The sequence below is a fragment of the Kitasatospora sp. NPDC018619 genome, assembly GCF_044391605.1.
Classification (GTDB): Bacteria; Actinomycetota; Actinomycetes; order Streptomycetales; family Streptomycetaceae; genus Kitasatospora.
In genome coordinates this window covers 92,851-113,726 of the sequence record NZ_JBISAI010000004.1, presented here as the reverse complement: position 1 = coordinate 113,726, position 20,876 = coordinate 92,851, and the positions used below count along the sequence as shown (strand labels likewise).

The window sequence follows — 20,876 nt, the reverse complement described above, 5'->3', positions numbered from 1 at the left end:
CGCGTCGCTATGCCCGGCCAGCAATCCTGCCCGAAACCACCGGTAGTCTGGAGTTCCCCCGCCTCACCGAAGACACCACCGGGAGTGCCAGTGGCACGCGTCGTAGTCGACGTCATGCTCAAGCCGGAGATCCTCGACCCCCAGGGACAGGCGGTGCAGCGCGCACTGCCCCGTCTCGGATTCACCGGGATCGCCGACGTCCGCCAGGGCAAGCGTTTCGAGCTGGATGTGGAGGGCCCGGTCGACGACGCGGCGCTCGCCCGTATCCGCGAAGCCGCCGAGACCTTTCTCGCCAACACCGTGATCGAGGACTTCACCGTCCGGGTCGAGGAGGAGGGCAAGTGACCACCCGCGTAGGCGTCGTCACTTTCCCCGGCTCCCTCGACGACCGCGACGCCCAGCGGGCGGTCCGCCTCGCCGGCGCCGAGCCGGTCGCCCTCTGGCACCGTGACAAGGATCTCCACCAGGTCGACGCCGTCGTCCTGCCGGGCGGATTCAGTTACGGCGACTATCTGCGCTGCGGTGCCATCTCCCGCTTCTCGCCGGTGATGGAGACCGTCATCGAGCAGGCGAAGCTCGGAATGCCCGTCCTCGGTATCTGCAACGGCTTCCAGGTGCTCTGCGAATCGCACCTGCTGCCCGGGGCGCTCACCCGGAACGACTCGCTGCACTTCGTCTGCCGCGACCAGAAGCTGCGCATCGAGAACGCCGGCACCGCCTGGACCGGGGATTACGCCGAGGGCCAGGAAATCGTCGTGCCGCTGAAGAACGGCGAGGGCCGCTTCGTCGCCGACGAGCGGGTGCTGGACGAGCTGGAGGCGCAGGGCCGGGTCGTCGCCCGTTACCTGGACGTCAACCCGAACGGTTCGTACCGCGACATCGCCGGCATCACCAACGCCGCCGGAAACGTCGTCGGCCTGATGCCGCACCCGGAGCACGCCGTGGAGCCGCTCACCGGTCCGAGCACCGAGGGCCTGGGCTTCTTCACTTCCGTCCTGAAGCAGCTGGTGAACGCCTGATGAGCCTCGACACCGTCAAGAACGCCGAGCAGACCCCGGACGCCGCCCAGCCCTGGGCCGAGCTCGGCCTCAAGCAGGACGAGTACGCGCGCATCCGGGAGATCCTGGGCCGCCGCCCGACCGGCGCCGAGCTCGCCATGTACTCGGTCATGTGGTCGGAGCACTGTTCGTACAAGAGCAGCAAGGTCCACCTGAAGCAGTTCGGCGAGAAGAAGCCGGACTCGGACGCGATGCTCGTCGGCATCGGCGAGAACGCCGGCGTCGTCGACGTCGGCCAGGGCTACGCCGTCACCTTCAAGGTCGAGTCGCACAACCACCCGTCGTACATCGAGCCCTACCAGGGCGCGGCCACCGGCATCGGCGGCATCGTGCGCGACATCCTGGCGATGGGCGCCCGCCCGGTCGCCGTGATGGACCCGCTGCGCTTCGGCGCGGCCGACCACCCGGACACCCGCCGGGTGCTGCCCGGGATCGTCGCGGGCATCGGGGGCTACGGCAACTGCCTGGGCCTGCCGAACATCGGCGGCGAGGTCGTCTTCGACTCCTGCTACCAGGGCAACCCGCTGGTCAACGCGCTGTGCGTGGGCGTCATGAAGCACGAGGACATCCACCTCGCGCAGGCCTCCGGCGCCGGCAACAAGGTCATCCTGTACGGCGCCCGCACCGGCGGCGACGGCATCGGCGGCGTCTCGGTGCTCGCCTCCGAGACCTTCGACGACACCAAGCCGGCCAAGCGGCCGGCCGTCCAGGTCGGCGACCCGTTCCAGGAGAAGCTCCTGATCGAGTGCACCCTGGAGATCTTCCGGGAGAAGCTCGTCAAGGGCATCCAGGACCTCGGCGGCGCCGGCCTGTCCTGCGCCACCAGCGAGCTGGCCTCGGCCGGCTCCGGCGGCATGCGGATCGAGCTCGACGCCGTGCACCTGCGCGACCACACGCTCTCGCCGGAGGAGATCCTCATGAGCGAGTCGCAGGAGCGCATGTGCGCGATCGTGGAGCCCGACAAGGTCGACCGCTTCCTGGAGATCTGCGAGAAGTGGGACGTCATCGCCAACGTCATCGGTGAGGTGACCGACGGCGAGCGCCTGGAGATCTTCTGGCACGGCGAACTCGTGGTGGACGTCCCGCCGCGCACCGTCGCCCACGAGGGCCCGACCTACCAGCGCCCGTACGCCCGCCCGAGCTGGCAGGACGCCCTCCAGGCCGACGCCCCGACCGCCGAGCGGCTGGCCCGCCCGACCACCGGCGAGGGCCTCAAGGCCGACCTGCTGAAGGTCGCGAGCCACCCGAACCAGGCCTCCAAGTCCTGGATCACCGACCAGTACGACCGCTACGTGCTCGGCAACACCGTGCTCTCGGTCGGCGAGGACTCGGGCATGATCCGGATCGACGAGGAGACCAACCTCGGCGTCTCGGTCGCCACCGACGGCAACGGCCGCTTCGCCAAGCTGGACCCGTACACCGGCGCCCAGCTGGCCCTGGCCGAGGCGTACCGCAACGTCGCGGCCGGCGGCGCCAAGCCGCTCGCCGTCTCCGACTGCCTCAACTTCGGCTCCCCCGAGGACCCGGACGTGATGTGGCAGTTCGCCGAGGCGACCCGCGGCCTGGCCGACGCCTGCCTGGTGCTCGGCACCCCGGTCACCGGCGGCAACGTCTCGCTGTACAACCAGACCGGCGAGGTCGCCATCCACCCGACCCCGGTGGTCGCGGTGCTCGGCGTCATCGACGACGTCACCCGGCGCACCCCGCTGGCCTTCGCCGAGGAGGGGCAGCTGCTCTACCTGCTCGGCGACACGGCGGACGAGCTCGGCGGCTCGGCCTGGTCGCAGGCCGTCCACGACCACCTCGGCGGCCTGCCGCCCAAGGTGGACCTGGAGCGCGAGCGCCTGCTCGGCGAGATCCTGATCGCCGCCTCGCGCGACGGCATGATCGACGCCGCGCACGACCTGTCCGACGGCGGCCTCGGCCAGGCGCTGGTGGAGAGCTGCCTCAAGGGCGGCCACGGTGCGCGGATCGTCGTGCCGGAGGGCCAGGACCCGTTCGTCCTGCTGTTCTCGGAGTCGGCCGGCCGCGCCGTCGTGGCGGTGCCGCGCAGCGAGGAGCTCCGGTTCAACGACATGTGCACCGCGCGCGGCCTGCCGGCCACCCGGATCGGTGTCGTGGACGGCGACAGCCTGGACGTCCAGGGCCAGTTCAGCGTCTCGCTGGCGGAGCTGAAGGACGCCCACACCGGTGTCATCGAGGCCCTGCTGGCCTGACGCACGGCTCCCGAGGGGCGGACGGTTCTTTCCGAACCGTCCGCCCCTCGGCGTATGTTGGGCCCCATGCCTGCCAAGTCCCGTACCTACCAACCGCAGAAGGTCCGCGCCGCGCTGGCCGGCCAGACCGCGGCGCTGCGTGCCGCCGTGGCCGGGCTCGACGACGGGCAGCTGGACCTGCCGACCAGGCTGGGGCAGTGGCGGGTCCGCGAGCTGCTCGCCCACCTCGCCGTCCAGCTGGAGCACGTCCCGACGCACCTGGACGACCTGCCCGCCGGCCGCGCGCCGCTGGACCTGCTGGGCTGGGTGGCCCGGGTCGGCACCGTCGCGCCGCTGCTGGACGAGCAGGCCCGGGAGCGGAGCGCGGTCGGTTTCGCCGGGGACGCGGCCTCGGTGGCGGCCGCCTTCGGCCGGGCCGCGGACGCCCTGACCGCCCTGCTGGAGCGGCCCGAGGCTGCCGACCCGGCCCGCAGGTTCGAGATCCGGCTGGGCTCGATGGCCCTCCCGGACATGCTGGTGACCAGGCTGGTGGAGACGGTCGTGCACGCCGACGACCTGGCCGCCGCGCTCGGGCAGGGGGCCTTCCCGCACGACCGCCGGGCGGTGGCCGCCGTCACCCGGCTGCTGGCCGACGCCCTCGCCGACCAGGCCCCCGGCGGTGCGGTGGAGCTGCGGGTGCCGCCGTACGCGGTCGTCCAGGCGGTGCCGGGGCCCCGGCACACCCGGGGCACGCCGCCGAACGTGGTGGAGACCGACCCGCTGACCTGGATCCGGCTGGCCACCGGCCGCCTGGACTGGGCGGCGGCGGTGGAGGCGGCCGAGGTGTCCGCCTCGGGGGAGCGCAGCGACCTGCGGGGCTACCTGCCGCTGCTCGACCAGGACACGCCCTAGCTAGGGGACGGACGGCCCGCCGAGGTAGGTGCCCTGCGCCGAGTAGGGCCAGGCGTTGGGCGTGCAGCCCTGGAGGCCGTAGATCTGCTGCATCATCGCGGGGGCGGGTCTGCCCTCGCCGGGGCAGCCCTCGTGCCCGTGGCCGATCCGGTGGCCCACCTCGTGATTGACGATCAGGGCCCGGTACTCCTCCAGCGGTCCGCTGAACTGCGGTGAACCGGTGTTCCAGCGCTTGGAGTTGACGAGCACCTGGTTGCCCACGTTGCAGTTGACCTCGCCGTGGGTGTCCAGGCCGGAGGCGCCGCAGATCCGGTCCACGGTGGCCGGCGAGGCGATCTTCACGGTGAAGTCGTACGAGCCCCCGGCGACCAGCTGGAAGCCGTTCCTGCGGTCGTTGGTCCAGCCGCGCCCGTCGCCGAGGATGCCGTGGACCTGCGCGGCGGCGGCCGGGGCGTCGATGCCGATGCCGTCCTCCACCTCGACCCGGTAGCGGCGCACGGTGCCGCGCCCGACCGGCTTGGCGGTGGCGGGGGCGACGGTGAAGGTGCCCGCACCGCTGGCGGGGCCTGGGTCCGGCGCGGTGGTGGCGGGCGGGGCGGTCGCCGTCGGCGCCGCGGTGGTGGCGGGCGGCGGGGCCTGTTCGGGCGTCGGCGCCGCGGTGGCGGCCTGTTCGGCCGACGGGGCGACCCTCGCCTGGGTGGTCGGGGTGGCGGACGGGGGCGCGGCGGGGCGGTTCAGCACGACCGCGGTGACGCCCAGCGCCAGCACCGGGACCACGAGTGCCGTGAGCATGCCAGGGCCGGGCCTGCGCCGCGGCCGGCGGCGTCGGCGACCGCCCTTCCGGGGCGGTGCGGTGCGCCGGCCGACGGATCGGGCTGCGGACATGATCTTCACACTGGCACGGCGAACGGGTGAATGTCCACACACTTCGGGTGCGCTGCGGGCACCCGCCGGGGCGGACCGTTCGGGACGGCGGTTGACCCCTGCGTCTCGGGTGGCAGACTTCAGGGCATGGCGATTCACAGGAATCTTCTCGACGGTCCCGAACCGACCCTGCTCCCGGAGGAGGAGCGGCCCTACCGGATGCTGGCGGAGGAGTCGGCCTCCCCGACCCAGGTGGCGGCCGAGTTCCCGGCCTTCTGCCTGGCCTGGGCGATGCTGGCCGACGACGCCTACGCGGCGGGCCGGTACGTCGAGTCGTACGCCTACGCCCGCACCGGCTACCACCGCGGCCTGGACGCGCTGCGCCGCAACGGCTGGAAGGGCCACGGCCCCGTCCCGTGGGAGCACCGCGGCAACCGCGGCTTCCTGCGCTGCCTGGCGGCGCTCGCCCGGGCGGCCGGCGCGATCAAGGAGACCGAGGAGGAGGCCCGCTGCTGGCAGTTCCTGAAGGACAGCAGCGCGGAGGCGTACGCGGAGCTCAAGCAGTAGACACCCCCGACAGACGGGTGCCCCCGGCGGTCTCCGCCGGGGGCACCCGTCTGTCGCGCTCGGGGCGCGGGCCCCGCGGGGTCACGCGGGGCGCGGGCCTCACTTCAGGCGCTTGCCCGCCGAACGCAGCTGCTCGGCGGCCTCGACCACGCGGGCGGCCATGCCGGCCTCGGCCAGCTTGCCCCAGGTGCGCGGGTCGTAGGTGCTCTTCTTGCCGACCTCGCCGTCGACCTTCAGCACGCCGTCGTAGTTGGCGAACATGTGGCCGGCCACCGGGCGGGTGAAGGCGTACTGGGTGTCGGTGTCCAGGTTCATCTTCACCACGCCGTTCTCCAGCGCGGTGGCGATCTCCTCGGCGGTCGAGCCCGAGCCGCCGTGGAAGACGAAGTCGAACGGGTCGGTCTTGCCGTACTGCTTGCCGATCGCGTCCTGGAGCTCGCGCAGCAGCTCCGGCTTCAGCACGACGTTGCCCGGCTTGTACACGCCGTGCACGTTGCCGAAGGAGGCGGCCAGCAGGTAGCGGCCCTTCTCGCCCAGGCCCAGCGCCTCGGCGGTGCGCACGGCGTCGTTGACGGTGGTGTACAGCTCGTCGTTGATCTCGTGGGTGACGCCGTCCTCCTCGCCACCGGTCGGGGTGATCTCGACCTCAAGGATGATCTTGGCGGCGGCGGCCTGGGCCAGCAGCTCCTGGGCGATGGCCAGGTTGTCGGCGAGGGTCTCGGCCGAGCCGTCCCACATGTGCGACTGGAACAGCGGGTCCCGGCCCTTGGCCACGCGCTCGGCGGAGACCGCCAGCAGCGGGCGGACGTAGCCGTCCAGCTTGTCCTTCGGGCAGTGGTCGGTGTGCAGCGCGACGGTGACGTCGTACTTGGCGGCGACGATGTGGGCGAACTCGGCGAGCGCGACGGCGCCGGTCACCATGTCCTTGTTGTGCTGGCCGCCCAGGAACTCCGCGCCACCGGTCGAGATCTGGATGATGCCGTCGCTCTCGGCCTCGGCGAAACCACGCAGCGCGGCGTGCAGGGTCTGCGACGAGGTGACGTTGATGGCCGGGTAGGCGAACTTGCCCGCCTTGGCCCGGTCCAGCATCTCGTTGTAGACCTCGGGAGTTGCGATGGGCATGCGATCCGCTCCTGTCGGGTTGCGGCGTACGGACGGTGCTGTCCGACGCTGTGTACGCCTTCGTGACGACTCCGTGCCGGCCCGCCGACGCGCGGCGTTGCGGTGGTGGCTCTCCGGCACGTTCGCGGCGACCTGCGCGGTACGGCCATGAGGGTGGTGTGCCACCGCGGACCGGACGCCTGTGCCATCTTCCCAGACTCGTGCCCGCGGGTCAGCAGGAGCCCGCCATGCGGAACGTCGCACGGCCCGGGCGCACGGCGGGCTGCGGGCGGCCCCGACGGGGCCGGGGAGCGGCCCGGCCCGGGCGCCGTAGGCCCGTACGCCCGCTCCGTCGGCCGGGTGCGCCCGCTATCCTGCGCCCGTGGACTACAACCAGCTGGCCGTCAACCTGCTCGACGCCAAATCCCTGATCTCGTCCCTCGGCGCCATCGGGCTGATCGCGATCATCTTCGCGGAGACCGGCCTGCTGGTCGGCTTCTTCTTCCCGGGCGACTCGCTGCTGATCCTCGCGGGTGTCGCCGCCTCGAACGCCGCCTCCTCGGTGCTCGGCGACGGCGCGAAGTTGCCGATCGCCGTCCTGCTGATCGGCTGCCCGGTCGCGGCGATCGCCGGTGCCCAGCTCGGGCACCTGATCGGCGCCAAGGTCGGACCGAAGATGTTCGACAAGCCCGACTCGAAGATCTTCCGCCGGGACTACGTGGTGAAGGCGGAGGAGTACTTCAACAAGTTCGGCTCCGGCAAGGCCGTGGTGCTGGCCCGCTTCATGCCGATCATCCGCACCTTCCTGAACCCGGTCGCGGGCACCCTGGAGATGCCCGCCCGGACCTTTTTCGTCTGGAACGTGGTCGGCGGCGTGCTGTGGACCGAGTCCATGCTGCTGATCGGCTACTTCTTCGGTGACGCGCTCGCCCCGGTGATCGACAAGTACCTGATCCCGGCGGTGCTGCTGATCGTCCTGCTGTCGGTCTCGCCGATCCTGGTCGAGGTCCTGCGCGAGCGGAAGAAGAAGCGGGCCGGCGTCGGCGCCGAGGCCGTCGACGAGGTCCAGGCCGGCGGCGGCCGGCACCGGCGGGGCTGAGCGCCCGCCGCTCCGGAAGGGCGAGGGCCGGTGCTGTTTCACGTGAAACAGCACCGGCCCTCGGTCGTTCGTCGTGCCGGACGGGTCAGAGACCCAGGTCCTCCAGGGTGTACGCGGTCACGTACTCAAGGCCCTGGGCCTCGACGGCGGCCGCGCCGCCGCGCTCCACGATGACCGCGACGCCGACCACCTCGGCACCCGCCTCGCGCAGCGCCTCCACGGCGGTCAGCACCGAGCCGCCGGTGGTGGAGGTGTCCTCGACGGCCAGCACCCGGCGGCCCTTGACCTCCGGGCCCTCGATCCGGCGCTGGAGGCCGTGCGCCTTGCCGGCCTTGCGGACCACGAAGGCGTCCAGCTGCTGCCCGCGCGCGGCGGCGGCGTGCAGCATCGAGGCGGCCACCGGGTCGGCGCCCAGGGTCAGACCGCCGACGGCGTCGTACTCCAGGTGCGAGGTCGCGTCCAGCATCACCCGGCCGACCAGCGGGGCGGCCACACCGTCCAGCGTGATCCGGCGCAGGTCGACGTAGTAGTCGGCCTCCTTGCCGGAGGAGAGGGTGACCTTGCCGTGCACGACGGCCTTGTCCTTGATCTGTGCCAGCAGGGCGTCGCGGTCGTTGCTCATGAGCGTTCAGTCTAGGGCCTGGAAGCCCGGGGCCGCCCCTGCGGCCCGCCCGGCTCAGCGCCGCCGCAGCGCCCTGACCAGCACCACGGCACCGCCCAGCAGGGCCACCGAGCCGCCGATCACCCACGGCACCGCGCTGCGGCCGCCGGTGCCCGGCACCACGATCCCGCCGGCCTCCCCGCCCCAGCGGGACGCCGCCCGGGCCCGCGCGCTGCGGGCGGGCAGCGCCGGGGCGTACGGCCCGCGCGGCGGGGCGTGGTCCACCTCCTCGGCGGACCGGCCGACGATGCTGCGGCGCACCGGGCCGCCGCCCACCGGCTCGTCCTCGTAGGCGAAGAGCGGCTCGGCGGGGAGGTCCTCGGCGACGCCGTCCTGCTCGGAGCCGGACGCCTCATCGACGTCGTCCTCCTCGTCCTCGGCGGAGCCGGTGGGCAGGCCGAAGCGCTCGGCGTCGGCGTCGGAGAAGGCGATGAGGTCGGAGAGGTCGTCGTCGAGGTCGTCGCCGGGCTGGTCCTGGCGCTCCTCGATGAAGACCACGCCGGCGTCGGCCGCGGTCTCCTCGTGGTCCTTGTCCTGCTCCTGCTCCTGCTCCTTGTCCTCCTGGGGCTGCTCGCCCTCGGGGGCGGTCAGCGCGGCGGCGAACCGGTCCAGCAGGCGGCGGCCGGTGGTGTCGAGGGTCTCCGCGTCGAACTCGGTCAGCCGGCCGGTGGCACTCAGGTCGCCGGTGAAGCGGATCACCGCGGTGCCGTCCTCGGCGCCGTCGGCGGCGCTGACCCGGACGGTGGCGGTCACCTCGCCGCTGCCGCGTGCCTCCTCGCCCTCGGCGAGCACGGTCAGCACGCCCTCCCGGCCCTCGATCAGCGACAGCACGCCCTTGTACGTGATCGTGGAGCCGCCGATCCGCAGCTTCAGCCGGCCGCCGATCTCCTCGGCGGCGCCGGCCCCGACCGCGGCCGGCTCGGTGCTCAGCCCCGGCACGCTCCGGGCCAGCAGCGCCGGATCCTGCAAGGCCTGCCGCACCTGCTCGGCGGACATCGGGACGACAACCTCATGCTCCATGTCACGGAGCCTACCGACTGGGCCCCGCCCGGTCCCTACCCACCACCACCAGATTTTCCCGCCCCACCTGTTCCCTTGGCCGTCGCACCATCGCGCCCGGGGGGTGGGGGCGGCTCCCGCCGGGGTTCGGTGGGGGGCGCGCGGGGTGAGGGCGGCCGTCCCGCCCACTGTGGCTGGGGGGAGGGCGCTGCCTCCCGGGGCTTGGTGAGAGCTGAGCGGGATGAGGGTGGCCCCGCCGGGCTTCAGCGGGCCCGGGCGGGGTGAGGGCGGCTGGGGCTGAGGCTCGGCTGCCCGGGGGACGGGGTCGCTCCCCGCCGGGGTTCGGTGGGGCCCGGGCGGGGTGAGGGCGGCCGGGGGTGGGGCGGTTCGTGTGTGCCTGTTCCTCGCGCCCCGGGGAAGGGTGTGGCTCCTGCCGGGGTCTGGTGGGGCCCGTGCGGGGTGAGGGCGGCTGGGGCTGGGCTGCTCCCGGGGTGGGCGGGGTCGCGCCCCGCCGGGGTCCGGTGGGGCCCGGGCGGGGTGAGGGCGGCTGGGGCTGGGCTGCTCCCGGGGTGGGCGGGGTCGCTCCCCACCGGGGTTCAGTGGGGCCCGGGCGGGGTGAGGGCGGCCGGGGCTGGGCTGCCCCCGGGGTGGGCGGGGTCGCTCCCCGCCGGGCTTCAGCGGGGCCCGAGCAGGGTGAGGGCGGCCGGGGGATGGGCGGGGCGCAGGGCGGTGAGGCGGGCGGTGGCGGCGCGGAGGGCGTCGGCGCTGAGGGCGCGGGGCGCCGGGGCGTCGGGGGCGAGGGTGAGCGGGGGCCGTCCGGCGGCGGCGAGGAGGAAGTCCTGGGCGTCGTCCGGCGGCCCGGGGCGGCAGCTGGCGGTGGCGCTGCCCGGCACGGCGTAGGGGACGGTCTGGAGGCCCGCCGTCCGCAGGCCGGACTCGATCTGCCAGAGGCCGTCCAGGTCGCTCCCGGCGCGTACGGCGATCCGTCCGCCGGGGGAGAGCAGCCGGGTGGCGAGGCCGTAGAACTCCTGGGAGTGGAACCTGACCGGCCCGCCGTCGGCCGGGGCCGGGAGGTCGGCGAGCACCACGTCGTACGGTCCGTCCCCGCCGGAGGCGCCCGCGAGCCGCAGCCAGGCCAGCGGGTCGGCGGCGGTGGTGCGGACCCTGGGGTCGTCCAGCGAGCGGCCGCCGAGGGCGGAGAGCCCGGGGTCGGTGCGGGCGAGCCGGGGGAGGGCCGGGTCGGTGTCGACCAGCCGGACGCTGCGGACGCCCCGGTGCCGCAGCACCTCGCGCAGGGCGAGCCCGTCGCCGCCGCCGAGCAGCAGGACCCGGGCGTCCGGCCCGGCCGCCATGGCGGGGTGGACGAGGCCCTCGCTGGCCCGGTACTCGTCGGGCCCGCAGACCGCGAGCCGGCCGTCCAGGTAGAGCCGGAGCGGGCCCTCGGCGGGGCCGGTGAGCACGATCTCCTGGGAGCGGCTGCGGGTCGCGTAGCGGACCTGGTCGCCGTAGAGGGCGTGCCGGGCGGCGCGTTCGACGGCGTCCGAGCCGGCCGCGGCCGCCGCGAGCAGGCCGAGGACCAGCAGGCAGCCGGCCCAGAGCAGCCGTCGCACCCCGGGGGCGGGTTCCTCGCGGAACAGCCAGAGCACCACGGCGGCCCCGGCGACGGCGTTGACGGCGCCCGTGAGCAGCGCGCCGTCACCCGGTCCGAGCGCGGGCAGGATCAGGAACGGGAAGGCGAGGCCGCCGACCAGCGCGCCCACGTAGTCGGCGGCGAAGAGGTCGGCGACGGCCCGCCCGGCGTCCTCGCGCCGGATCCGCTGGATGAGGGTCATCAGCAGCGGGATCTCGGCGCCGATGAGGATGCCGATCAGGCAGGTGAGGCCGACCATGGCGGCCTGGTAGCGGCCGATCCAGGCCCAGCAGGAGTAGAGGGCGAGCACGGAGAGCCCGCCGGTGAGCGCGAGCGCGCACTCGACCAGGGCGAAGGCGGTGGCGGGCCGGCTGGTGAGCCGCTTGGCGAGCAGGGAGCCGAGGCCCATCGCGAACACCATGACGGAGAGCACCACGGAGGTTTGGGTGACCGTGTCCCCGAGCAGGTAGTCGCCGAGCGCCACGAGTTCGAGCTCGTAGACGAGTCCGCAGGCCGCACAGACGAACGCGGCCATCAGGACGGACAGGCGGGCGAGCCGGGGGCGGGAGCGCAGCCGGGCCCGACGGCGGGCGGGCAGGAGCGGGGCGAGGGCTCGCCCGGGCCGGGGTGGGGCGCCGTCGTCGAGGTCCACTCGCGGGCGTGCGGGCGGACCGGCCGGATGGTTGATCACGAACAAACGCTAGGGGACGTGCGGGACGGATGGCTGCGCCCATCCGACGGACAGTGGGCGGCCTCGGATTGACGAACCGTTCCTGCGTACGATTCGTAGGCTCGTGCCGGAAGACCTGTGGCCGGAGCGGGGTTCCGGTCCGGACGGGGGGCGGTCATGCCCCGGACACCACCAGCGAGGAGCGGGTGCACACCAGCTGCCCCTCCTGCGGGTAGGCGTGCCAGGTGCGCCACAGGAGCCGCTCCGGCCCGCCCTGGGTGACCAGCGCGGTGAAGGCGCTCGGATCGCCCGGGAAGACCCCGGCGAGGCCCCGGGGGTGCCCCTCGACCAGGGCCAGCAGCTCCTGGGCCCGGGCCGCGAAGTCGTGCGGCGGCAGCGCCTCGATCCGGGCGGCGAACTCGTACTCCCAGCCGCCGACCTGCTTGGCCACCCGGGCCGGCAGCGGGGTGCGGCGGCCGGGCAGACAGGCGACGGTCTCCAGGCACTGGCCGGGGCCCGCGTCGATCACCACCTGGTGGGAGGCGCCCAGCAGGCGCAGCTGGAGGGTGCCGGACGGGTCCGGGCGGCCGCCACCGTCGAGTCTCAGGTCGCGGACGGCGAGAGCGGGCAGCGGTTCGCCGCCGAGGCACCAGGCGAGGTCACCGGCGCGGGTGTCCGTGTAGGAGGTCTGCAGTGTGGTGAGCATGCTCGGCTCCGCGTTTCAGCTCCGTGCGCGCCCACCGAGCAGCAGCGAGTAGGCCTAGGCGATGGCGAGGCTGTTCGTGGCTGTGCGGCCCTGGGCGCGGCCGACCGTGGAAGGAAGGATTCCGGCTGGAGATTCAGCAGCAGAGAAGCACGAATACGTCCTGTCCGCCGGTGATTTACCCAACTTTGTCAAGCATTCACCGTTTCGAGCACATCTGCTTCCCGGCTCTGATCGAGCCCCTGTGCGAGTCTGCACAGCGCGCGCCCCTAACACCGGATCGCGCGCCGTGCGCGCCGGGTGTGCGCTGTCCGGGTGCATCACACGCCGCCGCCCTCCAGGCTCGGGGCATGGAGGGCGGCGGAGGAGTGCCCGGAGGGTCGGCCAGATTGCCGCAACGGCGGCAAACAAGCAAGCCGATCAAGGAGGTTGATGATTCATCAGAACTGGTGTCGGATCGCGGGCAGCCCTGTTCGATGGGCGTGAAAGGGGGCGTGCAGCCCCTCAAATGCGCTGTAGACGGGCGACGGCCTCCCGGAGGACCTCGTCCTTTTTGCAGAAAGTGAAGCGGACCAGGCTAAGGCCCGCCTCCTGGTCGTCGTAGAACACCGCGTTCGGGATCGCGACGACGCCGCAACGGCCGGGCAGGGCCCGGCAGAACCCGATGCCGTCCTTCTCGCCGAGCGGGGTGATGTCGGTGGTGACGAAGTAGGTGCCCTCGGGGGTGAAGGCGCGGAAGCCGGCCGCGGTGAGGCCGTCGACCAGCAGGTCCCGCTTGCGCAGCAGGTCGGCGCGGAGCGTGTCGAAGTACGCGTCGGGCAGCCGCAGGGCCTCCGCGACGGCGTACTGGAAGGGCCCGGCGCTGACGTAGGTGAGGTACTGCTTCGCGGTGCGCACGGCCGCGACCAGTTCCGGAGTCGCGGTGACCCAGCCGACCTTCCAGCCGGTGAAGGAGAAGGTCTTGCCGGCGGAGGAGATGGTGACGGTGCGCTCGCGCATGCCGGGCAGGGCGGCGATCGGGCGGTGGACGGTGCCGAACACCAGGTGCTCGTAGACCTCGTCGGTGACGACCAGCAGGTCGTGCTCGATGGCGAGTTCGGCGACGGCGGCGAGCTCCCCGGCGGTGAGGACGGTGCCGGTCGGGTTGTGCGGGGTGTTGACCAGCAGCAGCCGGGTGCGCGGGGTGATCAGCGAGCGCAGTTCGTCGAGGTCGGGGCGGAAGGACGGGGCACGCAGGGTGAGCGGGACCCGCCGGGCGCCGGCCATGGCGATGCAGGCGGCGTAGGAGTCGTAGAAGGGCTCGAAGGCGATCACCTCGTCGCCGGGCTCCAGCAGGGCCAGCAGGGCGGCGGCGATGGCCTCGGTGGCGCCGGCGGTGACCAGGACCTCGGTGTCGGGGTCGTAGGAGAGGCCGTGGAAGCGCCGCTGGTGCTCGGCGACGGCCTGCCGCAGCTCGGGGACGCCGGGGCCGGGCGGGTACTGGTTGCCGCGGCCCTCGCGCAGCGCCCGTACGGCCGCCTCGCGGACCTCCTCGGGCCCGTCGGTGTCCGGGAAGCCCTGGCCGAGGTTGATCGAGCCGGTGGCCGTGGCCAGGGCGGACATCTCGGCGAAGATCGTCGTACCCATCCCGGCCAGTCGGCGGTTCAGCAGTGGCCTGGTACCCATCGGTGGCTCCTCACGGCTCGTCGTGAGGGCCATCCTCCGACGGCCGGTGAGCGGGGGACAAGGACGCGCACCCGCTGCCCGTCCCGGGAGCCGGGCGCTGGACGGGAACGGGAACGGGAACGGCCCGCCGCCCGCGCGGAGGCGGTGGCGGGCCGGACCGGTGTGCCGGGGCGGGATCAGGCCTCGTCGGTGCCCTCGGTGCCCTGGCCGTCCTCGCCCTCGATCTCGTTCTGGAGGCCGAGGCGCTCGACGATCCACTGCTCGAAGCCGACCGCGGCCTGGGTCCAGTTGGCGGTGGTGGTGACGAAGTAGTCCAGGTTGACGCCGGTGCCGACGATCATCTGGGCCTCGCCGATCAGGCGGACCACGCCGTCCTCGTGGGTGTGGGTGTACACCTTGGGCCAGAGGGTCTCGCGGTTCCACTCGTCGATCAGGTCGAGCACCTCGCCCTTCTTCTCCAGCGGGTACGCGCGGTCGTAGAAGGCGCGCACCGCGAAGAGCTCCTTCTGCTCGCCACGGAACATGTAGTAGACGCGGAAGCCCTCCCAGGGGGCGGTGAGGTCGCCCTCCTCGTCCACGACGTGCTTGAGCTGCATCTGGTCCAGCAGCTGGGTGACCAGGGCCTGGTCCGGGACGACGATCGGCGGCGGGCCGGCCGGTCGCCCGCCCTGGCCGCCGGGCTGGCCGCCCTGGGGAACGCCGAAGGACGGGATGGACGACGGGTCGATGCTCATGGGGGTCCTCTTCCTCAGTGCACGTGGTGGCCGGCAATGAGAGGCCGCCCTTTCCACCTCCCATCCTGCCTCATTCGGGGCTCCGCTCACAGGGGCGGCCGAGGGTGCGTCGATCTTCGTCCGGTGCTCTCCCCACCGTCCTCCGGGGGCCTCGGCGGAGGTCGGGCGGCCGGCGGTCACGGAGGGTGCGCGGGGGCGGGGGTGCGGGCCGACGGACGGGGCGCGCGTGGGGCAGGTCATGCGTCCGGCGTACCGGTTCGGCTGCCGTCGCGGCCGGATGCGGTTAGCGTGCGACGGACTCCGCCTCGCTCAAGTCCCGTACTAAACCGGGTAGTTGAGCTGCCTGGGGTGGGCTGTCCGGAACGAGCGGCGGAGGGAGCGGTGACGGGGACGGCGTGGCGCTCGGGAGCAGCTGGGCGAGGCGACCGGCCTGAGCGTGCGCTCGATCCGGGGCCTGGAGCGGGGGGTGTCCTGCCCGCGGGTGTCCACGCTGCGGCTGTTGACCCGCACCTGGGACCTGCCGGACGCCCAGGCGGCCGAGCTGCACCGGCAGGCGCCAGTGCGGCTGGCGGCGGAGCGACGCCGACGGGCCGCCCCCGCCGCCGGAGCGGAGGGGACGGCCCGTGCGCCGGGCGCCGGGGGTGCTACTTCTCCAGCGGCCCCCGGCCGCGGACGGTGAGGCGCTCGCCCGTCTCGTCCCGATCGACCACGACGGTGTCCCCGTCGTGCACCGCCCCCGACAGGATCGCCCGGGCCAGCTGGTCGCCGATCGCGGACTGCACCAGCCGGCGCAGCGGGCGGGCGCCGTACGCCGGGTCGTAGCCGGTGAGCGCCAGCCAGTCGCGGGCGGCCGCGGAGACCTCCAGGGTGAGCCGCCGTTCCTCCAGCCGCTCGCCCAGGCGGGCCACCTGGAGGTCGACGATCCGGCTCAGCTCGGCGGTGCCCAGCGGCTCGAAGACCACGATGTCGTCCAGCCGGTTGAGGAACTCCGGCTTGAACGCGGACCGGACGGTGCCCAGCACCAGCTCCCGCTTCTCCGCGTCCGGGGTGGTCGGGTCGACCAGGTACTGGCTGCCCAGGTTGGAGGTGAGGATCAGGATGGCGTTGCGGAAGTCCACCGTGCGGCCCTGGCCGTCGGTGAGCCGGCCGTCGTCCAGCACCTGGAGCAGGACGTCGAAGACCTCCGGGTGCGCCTTCTCCACCTCGTCCAGCAGCACCACGCTGTACGGGCGGCGGCGGACCGCCTCGGTGAGCTGGCCGCCCTCCTCGTAGCCGACGTACCCGGGCGGGGCACCGACCAGGCGGGACACCGAGTGCTTCTCGCCGTACTCGCTCATGTCGATCCGGACCATCGCCCGCTCGTCGTCGAACAGGAAGTCGGCCAGGGCCTTGGCGAGTTCGGTCTTCCCGACGCCCGTCGGGCCGAGGAAGAGGAAGGAGCCGGTCGGGCGGTCCGGGTCGGCGATGCCGGAACGGGTGCGCCGCACCGCGTCCGAGACGGCCTGCACGGCCTCCTGCTGGCCGATCAGGCGGCGGCCCAACTCCTCCTCCATGCGCAGGAGTTTGGCGCTCTCGCCCTCCAGCAGCCGGCCGGCCGGGATGCCCGTCCAGGAGGCGACCACGTCGGCCACGTCGTCCGGTCCGACCTCCTCCTTGACCATCGAGGCGGAGGCGTCCTCGTCCGCCGCGCGCTCCTGGGCGTCGCCGAGCTCCTTCTCGGCGGCCGGGATCTCGGCGTACATCAGCTTGGAGGCCCGCTCGAAGTCCCCGTCGCGCTGGGCGCGCTCCAGGGCCCCGTGCAGGTCGTCCAGCCGCTCCTTGAGCTCGCCGACCCGGTTGAGGCTCTTCTTCTCCTGCTCCCAGCGCGCCGTCAGCACGCTCAACTGCTCGTTGCGGTCGGCCAGGTCGCGCCGCAGCCGGGCCAGCCGGTCCACCGAGGCAGGGTCCGACTCCTTCTCCAGGGCCAGCTCCTCCATCCGCAGCCGGTCCACCGAGCGCTGGAGCTCGTCGATCTCGACCGGGGAGGAGTCGATCTCCATGCGCAGCCGGGAGGCCGCCTCGTCCACCAGGTCGATCGCCTTGTCGGGCAGGAACCGGGAGGTGATGTAGCGGTTGGACAGGGTGGCCGCGGCGACCAGGGCGGCGTCCGAGATCTGCACCTTGTGGTGCGCCTCGTACCGGCCCTTGAGGCCGCGCAGGATGGCGATCGAGTCCTCCACGCTGGGCTCGCCGACCAGCACCTGCTGGAAGCGGCGCTCCAGGGCCGGGTCCTTCTCGATCCGCTCGCGGTACTCGTCCAGCGTGGTGGCGCCGACCATCCGCAGCTCGCCGCGGGCCAGCATCGGCTTGAGCATGTTGCCCGCGTCCATCGCGGAGTCGCCGCCGGCGCCCGCGCCGACCATGGTGTGCAGCTCGTCGATGAAGGTGACGACCTGGCCGTCGGAGGCCTTGATGTCGTTCAGGACGGCCTTCAGCCGCTCCTCGAACTCGCCGCGGAACTTGGCGCCGGCGACCATCGCGCCGAGGTCCAGCGCGACCAGCCGCTTGCCGCGCAGCGACTCCGGCACGTCGCCGGCCACGATGCGCTGGGCCAGGCCCTCGACGACGGCCGTCTTGCCGACGCCGGGCTCGCCGATCAGCACCGGGTTGTTCTTCGTCCGGCGGGAGAGCACCTGGACCACCCGGCGGATCTCGTGGTCGCGGCCGATCACCGGGTCGAGCTTGCCGTCCCGGGCGGCCTGGGTGAGGTCGGTGCCGTACTTCTCCAGGGCCTTGTAGGTGCCCTCCGGGTCCGGCGAGGTGACCCGGCCGCTGCCCCGGACGTCCTTGAACGCGGCGAGCAGCGCCTTCGGGGTGGCGCCCTGCTGCACCAGCAGCTCGGCGGCCAGGCCGCCCTCGGCAGCCAGGCCGACCATCAGGTGCTCGGTGGAGACGTACTGGTCGTCCAGGTCGCTCGCGCGCTTGCCGGCCTCGGTGAGCACCGCGACGGTGTCCCGGGCGAGCTGCGGGGCGGAGACCGTCGAGCCGGTGGCGCTGGGCAGCGCGGCCGCCTGGCGGCGGGCCTCGGCGGCGACCCGGGAGACGTCGGCGCCGACCGCCTCCAGCAGGGGCCGGGCGATGCCCTCGGGCTGCTCCAGCAGGGCGATCAGGATGTGCACCGGCCTGACGTCCGGGTTGCCGGCCGCGCCCGCCTGCCGGATCGCGGTGGCCAGGGCGTCCTGGGTCTTGGTGGTGAACTTGCTGGCGTCCACTGCTGGGGGGCCTCCTCGTCGTCCTTCACTGCCGCTGCCGGGTGCTGCTCGCCCCGGCCACTGCGTACCACTGCTCGTGCCGCTGCCACTGCTCGTACCGCTGTGACAGGTACAGCATGCACTAAGTTGAGTCTATTCCGCTCAACCTTTTTCCGCTGCCCCCGTGCCCCGACTTCTCGGTGAACGTTCGGCGGGCGCCCGGGTCAGCCCCAGCAGCACCCGGGCCGGCCCGGTCGGCCGCTGCCCGGTGGGCCAGACCGCGCGCAGCGGCCGGCGCAGGTCCAGCTCCTGCGCCAGCGGCACCTCGACCAGCCGCCGGGTGGCCAGCTCCTCCGCCACCGCCAACCCGCTCAGGCAGACCGGCCCCGCCCCGGTCATCGCCGCCGCCTTCAGCGCGGTGGACGAGGCCAGCTCCATCCGCGGCCGCGCCGCGCCCCCGTACGGCCGCAGGGCCGCCTCCAGCACCTCCCGGGTGCCCGAGCCGGGCTCGCGCAGCACCAGCGGGGTCGCCGCCAGCTCGGCCCCGCTCAGCGGGGCGCGGCGGCGCGCCCACGGGTGCCCGGGGGCCACCACGACCACCAGCCGGTCCGCCGCCACCACCGCGCCGGCCAGCCCGGGCGGGGTGGACGGGCCCTCCACGAAGCCGAGGTCGGCGTCCCCGGCCAGGACGTGCCCGGCGACCTCGGCCGAGTTCGCCGTCCGCAGGGTCACCGCCGTTCCCGGGCTGGCCTCCGACAGGCCCAGCAGCCAGCCGGGCATCAGGTACTCGGCGACGGTCAGGCTGGCGACCACCCTCAGCTTGGCGTCCCGCCGCTCGCGCAGCGCGTCGATCCCGGCGTCCAGCGCCTGCGCGGCCTCCACCACCTGCCGGGCCCACTCGACGACCAGCCGGCCCGCCTCCGTCGGCCGGCTGCCGCGGGGCGAGCGGTCCAGCAGTGCGACGCCGATCTGCCGCTCCATGCCCTTGATCCGGGCGCTGGCGGTCGGCTGGCTGACGCCCAGCTCGGCCGCCGCCCGTCCGACGCTGCCCAGCCGGGCCACCGCGAGCAGCAGTTCCAGGGCGCCGAGTTCGGGGACGCGCGGGGAGAGGGCCATAGGCCCAGGCTATGCCCCCATAGGAGCCGCGGCGCTACCGGCCGCCGGGCCCCCGGGCGACGGTGGGAGCATGTCCACTCCGGCCGGTACCCGCCCGCTCGCCCGCCCCGCCGCCTGCCCCCGGCCCGACGTCGCCGCCCGCCCCCGGCCCGACCTCGCCCAGCTGGGCCCCAACTGGTACGCGGCCGTGATGGGCACCGCGATCCTGGCGAACGGCGCCGCCGTCCTGCCGGTGCGGCCGCCCGGGCTGACCGCCCTCGGCGAGGTGCTGTGGGCCCTGTCGCTGGCCGCCCTGCTGGTGCTCGCCGGGGCCCGGCTGGTCCACCTGACCCGGCACCGCGAGGCGGCCCGCGCCCAGCTGCTGGACAACCCGGCCACCGCGGTCTTCTACGGCTGCCCGCCGATGGCGCTGCTCGCGGTCGGGCTGGGCACCCTGCTGCTCGGCTCCCGGGTGATCGGCACCGGCCCGGCGGTCGCCCTGGACGCGGTGCTCTGGGGCGTCGGCACGGTGTACGCGCTGGCCGTGGCCGGCGGCATCCCGTACCTGATGATCACCCGGCACCGGGTCTCCGCGCTGGAGGCCAACCCGAGCTGGCTGCTGCCGGTGGTCGCCCCGCTGGTCGCCTCCGCCTGCGGCCCGGCGCTCGTCCCGCACCTGCCGGCCGGGGCGCCCCAGCAGGCCATGCTGTACGGCTGCTGGGCGCTGTTCGGGATCGGCCTGCCGGCCACCCTGGTGCTGCTGCCCGTGGTGTTCACCGGCCTGTTCCACAGCAGGCTGCCCACCCTGGCGCTCACCCCGACGCTCTTCCTGGTGCTCGGCCCGCTCGGCCAGTCCGTCACCGCCCTCCACCAGCTCGCCGACGCCGCCCGGCCGGTGCTGCCCGCGCTGGCGCCCGCCATGGCCGCCCTCGCCGAGCTGTACGGCGTGGCGGTGATCGGCGTCGCCGTGCTGTGGCTGGCCGTCGCCCTCGCCGCCAACCTGCGGGCCCGGCGGGCCGGGATGCCGTTCGCGATGACCTGGTGGGCGTACACCTTCCCGATCGGCACCTGCGTCACCGGCGCCTCCGCGCTCGCCCGGCACACCGGCTTCGCGGGCTTCAGCGCACTGGCCGCCGCCCTGTACCTGCTGCTGGCGCTCGGCTGGGTGCTCGCCGCGGGCGGCACCGCGGCCGGGCTGGCCCGGGGGCGGCTGCTGGCCCGCTGAGGCTGCCTCCCGGACGCGGTGGCGGGCCCGGACGCGGTGGCGGTCCCGGACGCGGTGGCGCCCCCGGGCCCGTGCCCGCCCGGCGCGCGGCCGGGAGCACCGGGGGATGCAGGAACACGCACCTGCGACAGGACCGCGCGCCCCGGCCGGCGCCGGTGACCGGTGCCGCCGATCCCCCGGCACCGCGGCTCCCACCGGAATCCGACCCACCGCCCGGAACGCCGCCGCCGCACCGGGATGCAGATAGCTGCAATTGCGCGAACATGCACTCGGGCGGCACTTGTTCACCGGACGTCACACTGTGAGGGTGGAGGCACGCCAAGTCGTCCGGGCAACCGCAGCCTGAGGTGGCGACCCGCTCTTCGATACTGACCGCAGGTGCGACACCCCGCGCCGGTGGAACGGGGGGGAAGAGCGTCGGCCGGGACCATGTGTGGTGATGGCTCCCCGGTCGGACCCGTCGAGGCG

At 74.0% G+C, this 20,876-nt stretch carries 18 protein-coding genes; 8 read left to right on the top strand and 10 right to left on the bottom strand.

Features of this window, described 5'->3' with window-relative positions; genetic code table 11:
- Positions 1 to 90 precede the first annotated feature (90 nt).
- The 4 genes from purS to ACH5AR_RS07715 all read left to right on the top strand — a co-directional run bounded on the left by purS (position 91) and on the right by ACH5AR_RS07715 (position 4,165).
- On the top strand, positions 91 to 345 hold the full coding sequence (gene purS, locus ACH5AR_RS07730) for a phosphoribosylformylglycinamidine synthase subunit PurS (RefSeq protein WP_049654013.1): 255 nt from the start codon (positions 91 to 93) through the stop codon (positions 343 to 345).
- Positions 342 to 1,019, top strand: a complete 678-nt coding sequence (gene purQ / locus ACH5AR_RS07725) for a phosphoribosylformylglycinamidine synthase subunit PurQ (RefSeq protein WP_396300462.1) — start codon at positions 342 to 344, stop codon at positions 1,017 to 1,019. Before purS ends, purQ begins: the two co-directional genes overlap by 4 nt.
- Positions 1,019 to 3,274 carry a phosphoribosylformylglycinamidine synthase subunit PurL gene (gene purL, locus ACH5AR_RS07720; RefSeq protein WP_396300461.1) on the top strand — a complete coding sequence of 752 codons (2,256 nt, stop codon included), beginning with the start codon at positions 1,019 to 1,021 and terminating at the stop codon, positions 3,272 to 3,274. Before purQ ends, purL begins: the two co-directional genes overlap by 1 nt.
- A 66-nt stretch (positions 3,275 to 3,340) precedes the next feature.
- Positions 3,341 to 4,165, top strand: coding sequence for a sterol carrier family protein (locus tag ACH5AR_RS07715; protein WP_396300460.1), 825 nt, complete (start codon positions 3,341 to 3,343; stop codon positions 4,163 to 4,165).
- Here the strand turns inward: ACH5AR_RS07715 and ACH5AR_RS07710 are convergent, their stop codons facing one another.
- Positions 4,166 to 5,050, bottom strand: coding sequence for a DUF3152 domain-containing protein (locus tag ACH5AR_RS07710; protein ID WP_396300459.1), 885 nt, complete (start codon positions 5,048 to 5,050; stop codon positions 4,166 to 4,168).
- A gap of 126 nt (positions 5,051 to 5,176) precedes the next feature.
- Between ACH5AR_RS07710 and ACH5AR_RS07705 the strand changes: the two genes are divergently transcribed.
- Positions 5,177 to 5,596 (top strand): DUF3151 domain-containing protein, encoded by a 420-nt coding sequence (locus ACH5AR_RS07705; protein ID WP_224284780.1) that lies wholly within the window; start codon positions 5,177 to 5,179, stop codon positions 5,594 to 5,596.
- Positions 5,597 to 5,695: 99 nt separating this feature from the next.
- Here the strand turns inward: ACH5AR_RS07705 and fbaA are convergent, their stop codons facing one another.
- Entirely contained in the window at positions 5,696 to 6,718 is a 1,023-nt protein-coding gene (fbaA, locus tag ACH5AR_RS07700) for a class II fructose-bisphosphate aldolase (protein WP_396300458.1), read from the bottom strand.
- Between the two features lie 361 nt (positions 6,719 to 7,079).
- On the opposite strand from fbaA, the gene ACH5AR_RS07695 reads away from it, so the two are divergent.
- Positions 7,080 to 7,796 carry a DedA family protein gene (locus ACH5AR_RS07695; RefSeq protein ID WP_396300457.1) on the top strand — a complete coding sequence of 239 codons (717 nt, stop codon included), beginning with the start codon at positions 7,080 to 7,082 and terminating at the stop codon, positions 7,794 to 7,796.
- An 85-nt stretch (positions 7,797 to 7,881) separates the two neighbouring features.
- Here the strand turns inward: ACH5AR_RS07695 and pyrE are convergent, their stop codons facing one another.
- The 6 genes from pyrE to ACH5AR_RS07665 form a co-directional block, all read right to left on the bottom strand.
- Entirely contained in the window at positions 7,882 to 8,418 is a 537-nt protein-coding gene (gene pyrE, locus ACH5AR_RS07690) for an orotate phosphoribosyltransferase (RefSeq protein WP_396300456.1), read from the bottom strand.
- A gap of 54 nt (positions 8,419 to 8,472) precedes the next feature.
- On the bottom strand, positions 8,473 to 9,477 hold the full coding sequence (locus ACH5AR_RS07685; protein ID WP_396300455.1) for a CoxG family protein: 1,005 nt from the start codon (positions 9,475 to 9,477) through the stop codon (positions 8,473 to 8,475).
- A gap of 653 nt (positions 9,478 to 10,130) precedes the next feature.
- On the bottom strand, positions 10,131 to 11,777 hold the full coding sequence (locus ACH5AR_RS07680) for a polyamine aminopropyltransferase (RefSeq protein WP_396300454.1): 1,647 nt from the start codon (positions 11,775 to 11,777) through the stop codon (positions 10,131 to 10,133).
- Positions 11,778 to 11,931: 154 nt separating this feature from the next.
- Positions 11,932 to 12,462, bottom strand: coding sequence for a DUF2617 family protein (locus tag ACH5AR_RS07675; protein WP_396300453.1), 531 nt, complete (start codon positions 12,460 to 12,462; stop codon positions 11,932 to 11,934).
- A 501-nt stretch (positions 12,463 to 12,963) separates the two neighbouring features.
- Positions 12,964 to 14,124, bottom strand: coding sequence for a pyridoxal phosphate-dependent aminotransferase (locus ACH5AR_RS07670; protein ID WP_396300452.1), 1,161 nt, complete (start codon positions 14,122 to 14,124; stop codon positions 12,964 to 12,966).
- 176 nt (positions 14,125 to 14,300) lie between these two features.
- Positions 14,301 to 14,858, bottom strand: coding sequence for a YbjN domain-containing protein (locus tag ACH5AR_RS07665; protein ID WP_396300451.1), 558 nt, complete (start codon positions 14,856 to 14,858; stop codon positions 14,301 to 14,303).
- 412 nt (positions 14,859 to 15,270) lie between these two features.
- On the opposite strand from ACH5AR_RS07665, the gene ACH5AR_RS07660 reads away from it, so the two are divergent.
- A complete protein-coding gene (locus tag ACH5AR_RS07660) occupies positions 15,271 to 15,537 on the top strand; it encodes a hypothetical protein (RefSeq protein WP_396300725.1) in 267 nt (88 codons plus the stop codon).
- Here the strand turns inward: ACH5AR_RS07660 and clpB are convergent.
- Together clpB and ACH5AR_RS07650 are read right to left on the bottom strand one after the other, a co-directional pair.
- Complete coding sequence (clpB, locus tag ACH5AR_RS07655; protein ID WP_396300450.1) at positions 15,503 to 18,109, bottom strand: ATP-dependent chaperone ClpB; 2,607 nt, start codon at positions 18,107 to 18,109, stop codon at positions 15,503 to 15,505. The two genes, ACH5AR_RS07660 and clpB, sit on opposite strands and share 35 nt — an antisense overlap.
- A 141-nt stretch (positions 18,110 to 18,250) precedes the next feature.
- Positions 18,251 to 19,204 (bottom strand): LysR family transcriptional regulator, encoded by a 954-nt coding sequence (locus tag ACH5AR_RS07650; protein ID WP_396300449.1) that lies wholly within the window; start codon positions 19,202 to 19,204, stop codon positions 18,251 to 18,253.
- A gap of 70 nt (positions 19,205 to 19,274) precedes the next feature.
- Between ACH5AR_RS07650 and ACH5AR_RS07645 the strand changes: the two genes are divergently transcribed.
- Positions 19,275 to 20,408 (top strand): TDT family transporter, encoded by a 1,134-nt coding sequence (locus ACH5AR_RS07645; protein ID WP_396300448.1) that lies wholly within the window; start codon positions 19,275 to 19,277, stop codon positions 20,406 to 20,408.
- The last annotated feature ends 468 nt before the right edge of the window (positions 20,409 to 20,876 follow it).

Bases quoted from the DNA above. Each gene is read 5' to 3' on its own strand.
- purL (WP_396300461.1), top strand. From the start codon at position 1,019: ATGAGCCTCGACACCGTCAAGAACGCCGAGCAGACCCCGGACGCCGCC.
- ACH5AR_RS07715 (WP_396300460.1), top strand. From the start codon at position 3,341: ATGCCTGCCAAGTCCCGTACCTACCAACCGCAGAAGGTCCGCGCCGCG.
- ACH5AR_RS07710 (WP_396300459.1), bottom strand. From the start codon at position 5,050: ATGTCCGCAGCCCGATCCGTCGGCCGGCGCACCGCACCGCCCCGGAAG.
- ACH5AR_RS07705 (WP_224284780.1), top strand. From the start codon at position 5,177: ATGGCGATTCACAGGAATCTTCTCGACGGTCCCGAACCGACCCTGCTC.
- fbaA (WP_396300458.1), bottom strand. From the start codon at position 6,718: ATGCCCATCGCAACTCCCGAGGTCTACAACGAGATGCTGGACCGGGCC.
- pyrE (WP_396300456.1), bottom strand. From the start codon at position 8,418: ATGAGCAACGACCGCGACGCCCTGCTGGCACAGATCAAGGACAAGGCC.
- ACH5AR_RS07685 (WP_396300455.1), bottom strand. From the start codon at position 9,477: ATGGAGCATGAGGTTGTCGTCCCGATGTCCGCCGAGCAGGTGCGGCAG.
- ACH5AR_RS07675 (WP_396300453.1), bottom strand. From the start codon at position 12,462: ATGCTCACCACACTGCAGACCTCCTACACGGACACCCGCGCCGGTGAC.
- ACH5AR_RS07670 (WP_396300452.1), bottom strand. From the start codon at position 14,124: ATGGGTACCAGGCCACTGCTGAACCGCCGACTGGCCGGGATGGGTACG.
- ACH5AR_RS07665 (WP_396300451.1), bottom strand. From the start codon at position 14,858: ATGAGCATCGACCCGTCGTCCATCCCGTCCTTCGGCGTTCCCCAGGGC.
- ACH5AR_RS07650 (WP_396300449.1), bottom strand. From the start codon at position 19,204: ATGGCCCTCTCCCCGCGCGTCCCCGAACTCGGCGCCCTGGAACTGCTG.
- ACH5AR_RS07645 (WP_396300448.1), top strand. From the start codon at position 19,275: ATGTCCACTCCGGCCGGTACCCGCCCGCTCGCCCGCCCCGCCGCCTGC.